The organism is Tsuneonella sp. HG222, from assembly GCF_053819185.1.
Genome location: NZ_JBSOQZ010000001.1, coordinates 2037033 through 2050712 on the forward strand (window position 1 = coordinate 2037033; position 13680 = coordinate 2050712).

8 protein-coding genes are annotated in these 13680 nt (G+C 65.6%); 5 read left to right on the forward strand and 3 right to left on the reverse strand.

The features are described 5' to 3' along the window. Positions 1–92: 92 nt before the first annotated feature. Positions 93–2981, forward strand: a complete 2889-nt coding sequence (locus tag ACWPMZ_RS10325; protein WP_455703923.1) for a M10 family metallopeptidase C-terminal domain-containing protein — start codon at positions 93–95, stop codon at positions 2979–2981. Positions 2982–3160: 179 nt separating this feature from the next. After that, positions 3161–5989 (forward strand): hypothetical protein, encoded by a 2829-nt coding sequence (locus tag ACWPMZ_RS10330; protein WP_455703924.1) that lies wholly within the window; start codon positions 3161–3163, stop codon positions 5987–5989. Between the two features lie 268 nt (positions 5990–6257). Here ACWPMZ_RS10330 and ndk read toward each other — a convergent pair whose 3' ends face one another. The 3 genes from ndk to ACWPMZ_RS10345 form a co-directional block, all read right to left on the reverse strand. Then, positions 6258–6680, reverse strand: coding sequence for a nucleoside-diphosphate kinase (gene ndk, locus ACWPMZ_RS10335; protein WP_455703925.1), 423 nt, complete (start codon positions 6678–6680; stop codon positions 6258–6260). Between the two features lie 72 nt (positions 6681–6752). After that, positions 6753–7190, reverse strand: a complete 438-nt coding sequence (locus ACWPMZ_RS10340) for a DNA polymerase III subunit chi (protein ID WP_455703926.1) — start codon at positions 7188–7190, stop codon at positions 6753–6755. Between the two features lie 73 nt (positions 7191–7263). Continuing rightward, positions 7264–8727 (reverse strand): leucyl aminopeptidase, encoded by a 1464-nt coding sequence (locus tag ACWPMZ_RS10345; protein WP_455704190.1) that lies wholly within the window; start codon positions 8725–8727, stop codon positions 7264–7266. A gap of 96 nt (positions 8728–8823) precedes the next feature. Between ACWPMZ_RS10345 and ACWPMZ_RS10350 the strand changes: the two genes are divergently transcribed. The 3 genes from ACWPMZ_RS10350 (at position 8824) to pdxA (ending at position 13677) form a co-directional block, all read left to right on the forward strand. After that, complete coding sequence (locus ACWPMZ_RS10350) at positions 8824–11166, forward strand: LPS-assembly protein LptD (protein WP_455703927.1); 2343 nt, start codon at positions 8824–8826, stop codon at positions 11164–11166. Positions 11167–11306: 140 nt separating this feature from the next. Next, positions 11307–12674 carry a peptidylprolyl isomerase gene (locus ACWPMZ_RS10355; protein ID WP_455703928.1) on the forward strand — a complete coding sequence of 456 codons (1368 nt, stop codon included), beginning with the start codon at positions 11307–11309 and terminating at the stop codon, positions 12672–12674. Beyond that, positions 12652–13677, forward strand: coding sequence for a 4-hydroxythreonine-4-phosphate dehydrogenase PdxA (gene pdxA, locus ACWPMZ_RS10360; RefSeq protein ID WP_455703929.1), 1026 nt, complete (start codon positions 12652–12654; stop codon positions 13675–13677). Before ACWPMZ_RS10355 ends, pdxA begins: the two co-directional genes overlap by 23 nt. Positions 13678–13680: the final 3 nt, after the last annotated feature.

The following is a 13680-nucleotide window of genomic DNA, read 5'->3' on the forward strand; positions in this document are numbered from 1 at the left end:
TCGGCTTTACTTCGCGCAACTTTGAGTCATTGTTCCGGACATAGGGGGTCGGGGAGCGGCCGTCTGGTCATACCGGTCGCGGAGCAACACCCATGGACGTCATCGAACCCGGCACCAGTGGGCGCGCCGAAACCGACGCGCTTGTCGAAGGCCCCAAGTGGGCAGGCACGACGATCACGTTCTCCTTCCCCGACCTCGCGGGCTATGCCGATTACGGCGGGGTCGACGAAGTGGCCAAGAACTTCGAGGCGTTCAACGCGGTCCAGCAGGCAGCCGTCCGCTCGATCCTGACGCAGATTTCCAGCTTCACCGGGTTGACCTTCGTCGAATTGAGCGGCCCGAATGCCGCCAACGCCACGCTGCGCTTCGCCATGAGCGACGAGGCGGAAACCGCCTACGCGTACCTGCCCAACCCCGGCAGCTTCGGCGGCGATGCGTGGTTCAACAATTCCAGCGGCGATCACGACAACCCGATGCCGGGCAACTACGCCTGGTACTCGCTGATGCACGAGATCGGCCATGCGCTGGGGCTCGGTCACCCGCACGAATCCGCTCCGCCGATGTCTCACGAGACCGATTGGATGCCCTACACGGTAATGAGCTACCGTACGCGCCAGGGCGGAACCGTCGAGAATTATCAGGCGGGCGACGGGTCGTTCGCGCAGACCTTTATGCGCGAGGACATCGCCGGCCTGCAATTCCTCTATGGAACGAATGCCTCCTTTCGCGCAGGCGACACCGTCTATCGGTGGAGCGAAACGACCGGCGAAATGTTCGTCGACGGCGTCGGCCAGGGCGCCCCGATCGAATCGAGGATCTTCGGCACGCTCTGGGACGCGGGCGGCATCGACACTCTCGACCTGTCGAACTTCCGCGGTGCAACCGTGCGTTTGACCCCGGGAATCTTCAATACTTTCAGCCCCACGCAATTGGCCAACTTCGATGGCCCCAGCGCTCCGGGAAATATCGTCCTGCCCTTTTCGCCGACGGGTGACGCGCGAGGCCGGATCGAAAACGTGATCGGCGGCGTCAGCTTCGTGATTCACGGGAACGAGGCGGACAATCACCTGAGGATGGTGGCGGGACACAACACCCTTTGGGGATATGACGGAAACGACTGGATCGAAGGCGGAAACGACCTCGATGTGGTTTACGGCGGCACAGGTAACGATCGACTCGTCGGCAATGAGGGCAGGGACGAACTCAGAGGAGAAGACGGCGACGACCTTCTCGACGGCGGGGCTGACGCCGACGAGCTCGTGGGCGGCTTCGGCAACGATTACATTGCCGGTGGGCCGGGCACTGATCGTTTGATGGGGGACGAGGGCAGCGACCGGCTTTTCGGCGAGGACCTGGACGACATTCTCGACGGTGGGGCGGGCGCCGACTACATGGCCGGCGGCACCGGAAACGATGACTATTACATCGATGATCCCGACGACGTAATCTTCGAAGCTCCCGGCCAGGGTACCGACCGCGTCTTCACTCCGTTTTCCTACGAAGTCAGCGATGTATTCGAGGACGCATGGTTGATAGGCACGGCCAACGCCCAGCTGACCGGCAATGCCCAGTCCAATATTTTGAGGGGCAACGCGGGAAACAACATCATCGATGGGCGCGCCGGTGCGGACGTGATGGTCGGCGCGGCAGGAGACGACGTGTTCTTCGTCGATGACATCGGCGACAAGGTCTACGACGGGTACGCCGAAGGTGGCTTTGACACCGTTTACAGTTCGGTCGACATCGTCCTGATCGACACAAATATCTATCACGATCCCGGCGCCGGTGCCTCGCTGGCAGGGTATACCGGCTGGGCGAACCGCATCGAGTTGGTCATTTTGACCGGTTCGGCGAACCTGTCCGCCAAGGGCAATGTCTACGAGAATATCCTGCGCGGAAACTCCGGCGACAACCGCCTCGAGGCCGGCAACGGCAACGATATTCTCCAGGGTGGAGCGGGTGCCGATACGCTGATCGGCGGAGCCGGATTCGACTTAGCCGATTACAGCCAGAGTTCCGGAGCGGTCACGATCAATCTGCTGACCGGACGCGGCTCGGGAAGCGAAGCCGAGGGCGATACTCTCGAAACGATCGAATGGGTTATCGGGGGCTATTACGACGACACGCTTGTCGGCGACGCCGAAAACAACGTGCTGACCGGCCTGTTCGGCGCCGACACGCTTATCGGCGGGGGCGGCATTGATACCGCCAGTTACGAAAGCGACGCGGGGAGCGTGTTCGTCAACCTGACCCTGGGTCGCGGCTACGGCAACGCATCGTCCGGCGACACTTACGACAGCATCGAAAACGTCATCGGTACGTCGTACAACGATTTCCTGATCGGGGACCCCGGTGTAAACCGCCTCGACGGGGCGGCGGGCGACGACATCATCATCGGTGCGGTGGGGCCCGACGTCGTCGTCGGCGGCGCCGGGGCCGACTGGGCAAGCTTCGAGGACAACTCGGGCGTGGTATTCATCAACCTGATGCTGGCCAGGGGTTTCAATAACGCCGCCGAAGGCGACACCTATCAAGGCGTCGAGCACCTGATCGGCGGCTTGATGGACGACTTCTTCATCGGCGACGACAACGCCAACCGCCTGAATGGCGCGATGGGCGCCGATACTCTGGTGGGCAACGGCGGGCAGGACATTTATATGTTCACCTACGCGCCGGGCGCGACGAGCATCTGGGGCAATCCCAACCTCGACCTGATCCTCGACTTCGCGACGGGCGTCGATCGGATCGAGCTCAGCGCTGGTGCCTTCCCGGGCCTGCCGGTGGGCACGCTGGCGGCCGGCGCCTTCTGGGCCGGCACGGCGGCGCACGATGGTGACGACCGGATCCTCTACGACGCTGGCACCGGCAAGCTGTTCTTCGACCCTGACGGCACCGGCGGCCAGGCCGCGCTGCTGTTCGCCGTGCTGGGCGAGACAAGCCACCCCGCCGCCCTCGCGGCGAGCGATTTCGTGGTGGTCTAGGCCGTAAAGGATCGCAGCAGGCGCAGTGTTGCCCCGAAGAGACCCACGACACTGACGGGCGCGACCGACTCCTTTTGATGGCGGCAATCGGCTTTACTTCGCACAACTTTGAGTCATTGTTCCGGACATAGGGGGTCGGGGAGCGGCCGTCTGGTCATATTGGTCGCGGAGCAACACCCATGGACGTCATCGAACCCGGCACCAGTGGGCGCGACGAAACGGACGCGGTAGCCGGCTCCTACAAGTGGGCCGGAACCACGATAAGTTTCTCGTTTCCAACCTTGGCGGGGTACGCGGATTACGGCGGCACGGGCGAACCAACTCTGGAGTTCGCCGTGTTCACCCCCGCCCAGCAAGCGGCCGTGCGCGAAATCCTTGCGCAAGTATCACGGTTCAGTGGACTCACTTTCGTCGAACTGACGGGTGCGGAAGCAGGCACCGCCACTTTGCGGTTCGGTCGGACGAGCGTGTCAAGCGTCGACATCTATTCGTCATATTCACCATCATCCGACCCAAGAGGGGGTGACGTCTGGTCGAGTAACTTCGATTTCTTTGCTCCGGCCCCGGGCAACAAGCAGTGGTATCTGCTCACGATCGAGATCGGCCATGCATTGGGTCTCGATTACACGAGACAGGCCTCGCCCCAGCTGGACCAAGACCTCGATTGGATGAGTTACACGGTCATGAGCGAGAGGGCATGGAAACCCACTGCTCGTGACGATTACAGCTACGTCAGCACATGGAGTTACCCGCAGACGTTTATGCGCGAAGATATCGCGGCGCTGCAGTTTCTTTATGGCGCCGGTTTTAACGGCCGCACCGGTGACAATACTTATCGCGTCGACCCGGTGACAGGCGAGCTATTCGTCGACGGAATCGGTCAGGGCGTGCCAAACGGCAACAAGGTGTTCTTCACCCTCTGGGATGGCGGCGGGGTGGACACCTTTGATTTTTCCGGTTTTGGCAAGGGCTTGGGCCTTAATTTCCAGCCGGGCGGGACAATCCAGCTAACGGATGCAATCGAACCCAAACTAGCGATCAACGATCTGGTCGACTGGGGGATCGTGAATGCCCTGTCGTACCATGGCGACACCCGTTCGCTGATCGAGAATATAATCGGGACGGCATTCAACGACTACATCGCCGGCAATGCTGCCGACAACATCCTGCTTGGGGGCGAAGGCCGAGACTTTTTAGCTGGATACGAGGGAGCGGATTTCATCGACCTCGGCCCGGGAGACAATCGCGGTTACGGCGGGCCGGGAAATGACACGATCATTGGCTACGACGGCAATGACGAAATCTATGGCGACGACGGGGACGATTACATCGATCCAGGCAACGGTAGGAATATAGTTGCGGCAGGATCGGGAAATGACAGGATTTTTGGAGGGTTGCAGGATGATAATATCGACGGCGGAGATGATAATGATCTGATTATAGGAGGTTTCGGATTCGATTATTTGGATGGCGGCCAAGGCGACGACGAAATTCACGGCGGGCCAGACAATGATACTATCGGCGGAGGCGGAGGCAACGACCGCCTTTTCGGCGACGATGGTAACGATTGGGTGTACGGTTGGGGGAACGACGACTACATGGTGGGCGGCCTGGGGGACGATACCTATCAGGTCGATTCCCCTGGCGACGTAATCGTCGAGTTTGAAGGGGAAGGATACGATTGGGTATCCGCCAGCATCAACTACACCTTACCACTCCAGGTTGAGGCAATCAGTGTAAACGGTTCGCCCGACGGCACCAAGGCCACTGGAAACGAGCGCGACAATGTGATGGTCGGGGGGTGGAACTCGGAAATCTTCGACGGGATGGGCGGTCGCGATATCATGAGGGGAGGACCTGGCGACGACACCTATTACGTTGATAATCCCGAGGACAAAGTTTGGGAGTTTCAACGTCTGGATTTCGTCCCGGTGATCGGTACCCCAAATCTCTACGGAAACGATACAGTCTATTCGACTGTTTCCTATGTTCTAGATAGCACCACCGAAGCGGTAACTGCACATTTCAACTTGATTTATGATCCGACATACCTCGGCGGAGCTGAAAATCTCATCCTGATCGGTTCAGGAAACCTGAACGCGACTGGGAATTTGCTCGACAACAAGCTGCTCGGCAATGGCAGTAACAACATTCTCAGCGGACTCGCCGGCAACGACATCCTTGTGGGCGGTACCGGCGAGGATGCGCTGTTCGGCGGCGCCGGTATCGACACCGCCAGCTACGAGGGCGACGAGGGCGGCGTCTTCGTCAACCTGTCGCTCGGCCGCGGGTACGGCAATGCCAGCTTCGGCGACACCTACGACAGCATCGAGAACGTCATCGGCACCGCCTACAACGACTTCCTCATCGGCGATCCGGGCCTGAACCGGCTCGACGGGGCGGGCGGCGACGACACGATCGTCGGCGCGGTGGGGGCGGACGTCATCATTGGCGGCAGCGGTTTCGACTGGGCGAGCTACGAGGACAACTCGGGCGTCGTGTTCATCAACCTGACGCTGGCCAAGGGCTACAACAACGCGGCCGAGGGCGACACCTACGAGGGGGTCGAGCACCTGGTCGGCGGGCTGATGGACGATTTCTTCATCGGCAACGACGGCGCCAACCGGCTGAACGGCGCGATGGGCGCCGACACGCTGCTCGGTGCCGGCGGTGCGGACATTTTCATGTTCACCTATGCGCCGGGTGCCACCAGCATCTGGGGCAATCCCAACGTCGACCTGATCCTCGACTTCGCGACGGGCGTCGATCGGATCGAGCTCGGGGCCGCCGCCTTCCCCGGTCTGCCGGTGGGCACGCTGGCGGCCGGCGCCTTCTGGGCCGGCACGGCGGCGCACGACGGCGACGACCGGATCCTTTACGACGCTGGCACCGGCAAGCTGTTCTTCGACCCCGACGGCACCGGCGGCCAGGCAGCGCTGCTGTTCGCTGTGCTGGGCGAAACCAGCCACCCCGCCGCCCTCGCGGCGAGCGATTTCGTGGTGGTCTAGACGGCTAGGGGAGCCATTCCGAACAGCCCGAAGGAACGCTGAGAAACCGCCTTCCTACTGGCTCCCGATCATGGCTCAGGCTCGTGGATGCCGCAGCTGCCCCCTGCCCCGCCAGCCACTTCGCCCGGCGCGAGGACCGGCAGCGGGATTGGGGCGGTTTCAGGTGTATACTTGGTGTCACCTTTGCCCCCGCGCGGCCCTGGCAGGACAACGAAAAGGGCCGCCGGATCGCTCCGGCGGCCCCTTTGCTGTCAGGATGGTCCGCGGATCAGCCGACGATTTCGTCGGGCTTGAAGAAATAGTCGATCTCGATCGCGGCGTTTTCTTTGCTGTCCGAACCGTGGACCGAGTTCGCCTCGATCGATTCAGCGAGTTCCTTGCGGATCGTGCCTGGCTCGGCGTTCTCGGGGTTGGTGGCGCCCATCACGTCGCGGTTGCGCTTCACGGCGTCCTCGCCCTCGAGCACCTGGACCACCACCGGGCCGCTGGTCATGAAATCGCACAGTTCGCCGAAGAAGGGGCGTTCCTTGTGCACGGCGTAGAAGCCCTCGGCCTGCTCGCGGGTCATGTGGATGCGCTTGGAGGCGACGACGCGCAGGCCGGCGTCTTCCAGCATCTTGGTGACCGCGCCGGTCAGGTTGCGGCGGGTGGCGTCGGGCTTGATGATCGAAAAGGTGCGGGTGACCGCCATGGGGATTTCCTTGCGCTGGGGGGTGGGAGAATTGGGCGCGCCCCTAGCGCTGCGGTGCACCCCGCGCAAGTGTCACGCCTTCTTGACCCACTTGCCGCCTTCCTGCGCGAAGTAGCCGGGCGTCACGTCCTCGCGCCCGGCGAACAGCCGCCAGACGATGCGGGCGTCCTCCGCCCCGGCCTCGTCGAACAGCAGGATCGTGCGGTCGAAGCCGATCGCCTCCTCGCGCCAGATGCCGTCGGCGAGGATCGCGAAGCGCGCGCCGTTGGCCGCCTGCGGGGTGCGGGCAAGGAGGATCGGCTGGCGCTCCGCTCCCGGCTCGGCGGCATCGCCGTTGGCCAGAAAGGCTTCGGGTTTGGTTTCCCACAGCAGGCTGGAGATGGCCTGCCGGCGGGCATCGTCGGCATCGACCACCAGCAGCCGCTCGCCCTGGTCCATCGCGCGGGCGGCGATCATCGCCACGATCCGTTCGACGGGCCCTTGCGTGAACTGCCAGAAGTTGAGCTGCACCCTGTTGACCTACCGCTTCGCTACCTGAGGCCCTTGCTCGGCCTACCGCTTTGCTACCTGAGGCCGGATGGGCCTATTTCTCCAGCACCGAGCGCACGTACTGATCGATCAGGCGCACGCCGTATCCGGTCGCGCCCTTGTCCCACACCGCGCCGGGCTTGTCGGCCCAGGCCATGCCGGCGATGTCGAGGTGCGCCCAGGGCGTGTCGTTTTCGACGAAGCGCTTGATGAACTGCGCCGCCGTGATCGAGCCGCCGTAACGCGGGCCGACGTTCTTCATGTCGGCGATCGGGCTGTCGATCAGCTTGTCGTAAGCCGGGTCGAGCGGGAAGCGCCACAGCTTGTCGCCGCTCGCCTTGCCCGCCGCCAGCAGGTTGTCGGCCAGCGTCTCGTCGTTCGAGAAGAGGCCGGCATGCTCGTGGCCCAGCGAGATGACCATCGCGCCGGTCAGGGTGGCGAGATCGACGACCGCGGCGGGCTTGAACTCGCGCTGCAGCCAGGTCAACGCGTCGCACAGCACCAGCCGGCCTTCGGCGTCGGTGTTGATGACCTCGATCGTCTGCCCGCTCATCGAGGTGACGATGTCGCCCGGGCGCTGAGCCTTGGCATCGGGCATGTTCTCGACCAGCCCGCACACGCCGATAACGTTGGCCTTCGCCTTGCGGCCGACCAGCGCCAGCATGGCCCCGGCCACGGCGCCGGCGCCGCCCATGTCCCACTTCATCTCTTCCATGCCGGCCGGCGGCTTGAGCGAGATGCCGCCGGTGTCGAAGGTCACGCCCTTGCCCAGGAACACGGTCGGCGCCGTGCCCGGCTCGCCGCCCATCCACTTGATGCACAGCAGGCGCGGTTCGCGGTCGGAACCCTGGTTGACGCCCAGCAGGGCGCCCATGCCGAGTTCTTCCATCTCCGCCTGGCCGAGGTAGGAGACCTCCGCGCCCATGCCTTCGAGCCGCTCGCTGACGCGGTCGACGAAGGTGGCGGGGTAGATGATGTTCGCCGGCTCCGCCACGAGCTCGCGGGTCAGTTCGACGCCCGCGGCGACGGCCTGCTCGATTTCCCAGGCGGCATCGGTGCCGGCGGGCGCGCCGATCACGACGACCTCGCTCAGGGTGCGCTTCTGCTCGTCCTTCAGGCGGGTGCGGTAGGTGTCGTGACGCCACGAGCGCAGCCGCAGCCCCGTCAGCACCGAGGCGACGGCGGCGGCGTCGAGCCGGCCGTCGGATACGTCCAGCGCGATGGCCTTCTCGCCCGAGCACAGGTAGCGCGCGGCCAGCGCGGCGCCGGCCTTCTCGAGCGAGGGGTGCCGCTCCGCCGCGCCGGCCTTGCCCGCGCCCACCAGCACCTGGCGCACGACGCGCCCGTCGATCTCGGCGAAGCTTTCGAACACCTGGCCCGCCTTGCCGGTGAAGCGGGCGGCGGCGGCGCCTTCGCTGTCCGAACGGCCGAGATCGGACGGAAGGGCGTCCTGGTCGGCGACCCGCGCGACGAGGCGCGGCGTGGTGGAATCGGCGGAAGCGCGAAAGGTGATCTGCATGGTCTCTCCGGTGAACAGGTGGCCTGCTGCGCCGATCGGCGGCGGCCGGGATTGGATGGCGTTGCGCTTAGTCAGCACCGGTGCAATAGGCAAGCCATGCCCCCCGTCCGGCAGCACCCGCTGCAAGCCAGCCGATTCCGCTTGCGCGTCGCCCGTCCGGGAGCGGCGCTGGCGCTTGTCATCGCCATCGCCCACCCGGCCCATGCCTGGGCGCAGGACGGCGCCGCGCCGGGCGTCGAGACGCTCGAGCCGCAGAGCGAGGAAGTCCTCGCCGCGCGGCCCGCTGAAGATGCGCCCGTGCCGCCGCCCGCGCCCGAATTCAACGCCGCCGGGGAGCGCCAGATCGCGTTCGAGGCCAACGGCCTTGCTTATGACGACGGCAGCGACACGGTCTCGGCCGACGGGAACGTGGTCCTGCGGTCGGGCGACCAATCGGTCCGCGCCGACGCGGTGAGCTGGAACCGGACGACCGGCCAAATCGTCGCGACCGGCAACGTCCGGCTGGTCGACGAGGACGGCAACCAGCTCTTCACCGACCGGCTCGAACTGACCGACGAGCTGAAGGCAGGGGCGATGAGCAACCTGCTGATCGCGATGCGCACCGGCGGGCGCCTGGCGGCCGAGCAGGGCCTGCGCGACGAGAACGGCCGGGTCGAACTCACCCGCGCGGCCTATTCGGGCTGTTCGGTCGAAACCGAGGAAGGCTGCCCGAAAAGCCCGAGCTGGCGGATCACCGCCGAGCGGGTGGTCTACGACCAGGAAAACGATTCGATCACTTTCCGGGGGGCCTGGCTCGAGATCTTTGGCATGCGCGTCCTGCCGCTCTTCGGCCTGAACCTGCGGACCGACGGGTCGGCCAAGTCCGGCTTCCTCGTGCCCGACATCGGCTACAGCGCGTCCAACGGCCTTGAACTGAGCGAGAGCTACTACCTCCGCCTAGCCGAGAACCGCGACCTGCTGCTTTCGGGATACGTCTATACGAAGACCGCGCCGATGGTCTCGGCGCAGTACCGCCATCTGTTCGACAACGGCGCGTTTCAGGCGACCGGCTACCTGACCTACGGATCGCGTATCCCGTTGGCCGCCACCGTTCCCACGCGGCAGAGGGACCTGCGCGGCTACCTGTTCGCCAACGGCCGCTTCCAGGTCGACCCGAACTGGAGCGTCACGGGATCGATCCGCCTGGCGAGCGACCGCACGTTCCTGCGCCGCTACGACATCAGCCGCGACGACCGGCTGCGCTCGACGATCAATGCCGAACGGATCGACGACGATTCCTATTTCTCGGCGGCCGGCTGGTACACCCAGGCCCTGCTCACCAACCAGTCGCAGGGGCAGGTGCCTATCGCGGTCCCGGTGATCGACTACCGCCGGCGGCTGGCCGATCCGCTGCTGGGCGGCAAGATCGAGATGCAGCTCAACACGCTCGCGATCACCCGCTCCGAAGGGCAGGATACCCAGCGCGCCTTCGCCCGCGCCCAGTGGGACCTGCGCCGCGTGACCGCCTGGGGTCAGGAATTGACGCTGACGGCGATGGGCCGCGCCGACATCTACCATTCGGACGAGAATTTCGCGACGATCACCCCCAGCTATCGCGGGCTGCAGGGGTGGCAGACGCGGGCGATCGCCGCCGCCGCGGTGGACCTCAAGTGGCCCTTCGTGGGCGAATTCCTCGGCGGCACGCAGGTGATCACGCCGCGGGTGCAGGTCGTCGCCAGCCCGCCGATCCGCAACCTGGCGATCCCCAACGAGGATGCGCGGGCGATCGACCTGGAAGACAGCAACCTCTTCGCGCTCAACCGCTTCCCCGGCTACGACCGGTTCGAGGACGGCGCGCGCGTGACCTATGGCCTCGATTACCAGCTCGACCGGCCCGGCTGGCGCCTGCGCAGCACGATCGGCCAGTCCTATCGCCTGACCGACAAGCCCACGCTGTTTCCCGACGGCACGGGTCTCAACGAACAGTTCTCCGATTTCGTCGGGCGGACCGAAGTGCGCTTCAAGGACTTCGTGAAGCTGACGCACCGGTTCCGGCTCGACAAGGACACCTTCGCCGTGCGGCGCAACGAGCTCGACGCGACCGTGGGCAGCGACCGCAACTATGTCGAGGTCGGGTATCTGCGCCTCAACCGCGATATCGACCTGGCGTTCGAAGACCTGCAGGACCGCGAGGAACTGCGCACCGCCGCGCGCTGGGAAGTCGCCCGCTACTGGTCGGTCTTCGGATCGGCGGTCATCAACCTGACCGACCAGGACGAGGATGACAACTTCACCTCCGACGGCTTCGAGCCGCTGCGCACGCGGCTTGGTTTCGCCTATTCGGACGACTGCCTGGAATTCGGCGTCACCTGGCGGCGGGACTACGTGCGGATTGCCGACGCGCGGCAGGGCAATTCCTTCCGCGTGTTCTTCTCGCTCAAGAACCTCGGGTTCAGATGAGGATTGCGCTGACGGCAGACGTTGGCAGGCCGGGGCAAAGGCGCTAGCAGCGCTGCTCAGCTACGGTTCAGCCGATTTCGCCCAATCGGCCCCCGAAACAGTGGACCGGCGCGCCCCTGCGCCGTTGCGAGGATAACCAAGTGAATCGATCGGTCAGGCGACTTTGTGTTACTGCCGGCAGCGCGCTCGCGCTGACGTTGCTCGCGGTCCAGGCCGCCCCGGCGCAGGACGCCGCGCCTCCCGCCGCGGACGGCGAAGGCACCGCGTTCGACATTCCCGAGGACGTCCAGGTGCTCGACGCGATGGACCCCAACGCGCGCCGCGCCACCGCGAAGATCAACGGGCAGATCATCACCGGCACCGATATCGAGCAGCGCCTCGCGCTCGTCATCGCGGCGGCCGAGGGGCAGACGATCTCGCCCGAGGAACTGCAGCGCCTGCGGCTGCGCATCCTGCGCAACCTGATCGATGAGACCCTGCAGATCCAGGAAGCCTCGGCCCAGGACATGGGCGTGACCAAGGAAGAGGTGGAGCAGTATTACCAACGCTTCGCCCAACAGCGGTACAACCGCACGCCCGAGGCGCTCGACGCGCACCTGCGCTCGCTCGGTTCGTCGCCGTCCTCGCTCAAGCGGCAGATCGAAGGCGAGCTGGCGTGGAACCGCCTGCTCCAGCGCAACGTCCAGCCGTTCGTGAACGTCTCGGCTGACGAGGTGAACGAACTGCTCGGCCGCATCCAGTCCTCACGCGGACAGCCTGAGTATCGGCTTGCGGAAATCTACCTGTCCTCGACCCCGGCCACGCACGAGCAGGTGGCGCAGAACGCCATGCGCATCGTCGAACAGCTGCGCCAGGGCGGAAGCTTCATCGCCTACGCACGGCAGTTTTCGGAAGCCTCCACCGCGGCGGTGGGCGGCGAACTGGGTTGGATCAAGCTCGAGCAGCTGCAGAATCCCACTCTGGAGGCCGCGGCCCGCGACCTTGCCGCTGGCCAGCTGGTCGGACCGATCGAGATCCCTGGCGGCTTCTCGATCCTGTACCTGCTCGACAAGCGCCAGGTCGGCGTCGCCGATCCGCGCGACGCGGTGCTCAGCCTGAAGCAGATTTCCTTCCCGATGGACGCTTCGCTGTCCGAAGAAGCGGCGCGCCAGCGCGCCAGCACCTTCGCGCAGGCGATCCAGAACATCCGCGGGTGTGGCGAGGCCGACGCAGCCGGCGCTGCAATCGGAGCGAGCGTGGTGACCAACGACGAACTGACCGCCCGGACGCTTCCCGAAGCGCTCCAGCAGCTCGTCCTGGGACTCAACGTCGGCGAAGCGACACCGCCGTTCGGCGACCTCAAGGAAGAGGTGCGGGTTCTGATGCTGTGCGGCCGCGACGATCCGCCGGACGCCAGCGGGCCAGGCTACGACGAGCTGATGGCCCAGCTGGAAGACGACCGGGTCGGCAAGCGCGCCCAGCGTTATCTGCGCGACCTGCGGCGCGATGCGGTGGTCGAGTATAACTGACGCCCTGCCGCTGGCCGTATCGCTCGGCGATCCGGCGGGCGTCGGCCCCGAACTGATCTGCGAGGCATGGGCCCGCCGCGAGGCGGAAGGGCTGCCGCCGTTCTTCGTGTGCGGCGGAGCCGGGCTGCTGCGCGATGCCGCGCGCAGGCGCGGCCTTGCGGTCGATCCTGCGCGGATCGGCACCCCCCAGGAGGCGGCCGCGTGCTTCGCCACAGCGTTGCCCGTGCTGGGTGACGAAGACTGCGCCTATCGCCCGGGCGCGCCGGACAGGGCGGGCGCGCGGTTCGCGCTCGGTTCGCTCGATGCGGCCACGCATTGGGCCGTGAGCGGTGCCGCCGGGGCCGTCGTCACCGGGCCGATCGCCAAGAGCCTGCTGGCAGAGGTCGGCTTCGCCCACCCCGGGCAGACCGAATTCGTCGCGGCCGCCAGCGGCGTGGCGGCGGAAGATGCGGTCATGCTGCTTGCCGGGCCGAGCCTGAAGGCCGTGCCGCTGACCGTTCACTGCGCTTTGTCCGAAGTGCCCGCGCGCTTGTCTACCGAACTGATCGTGCGCCGTGCGCGGATCGTCCATGCCGCCGTGCGCAATGACTATGGGATCGACGCGCCGCGCATCGCCATCGCCGCACTCAACCCCCACGCCGGCGAGAACGGGCGCATGGGCCGGGAGGAGAACGAGATCATCGCCCCGGCGATCGCCGCCCTGCGCGCGGAAGGGATCGACGCCACCGGGCCGCATCCCGCCGACACCCTGTTCGCCCCGCGCGCCCGCGCGAACTACGACGTTGCCATCGCGATGTATCACGACCAGGCGCTCGTGCCGCTGAAGGCGCTCGACTTCGACCAGGGCGTGAACGTCACGCTCGGCCTGCCGATCGTCCGTACCTCACCCGATCACGGAACCGCGTTCGACATCGCCGGACGGGGCATTGCCGATGCCGGCGCGACGATCGCGGCGATCCGCATGGCGGGCGAAATCGCCGCGCGGCGGGCCGCCGCCGGTTAACCC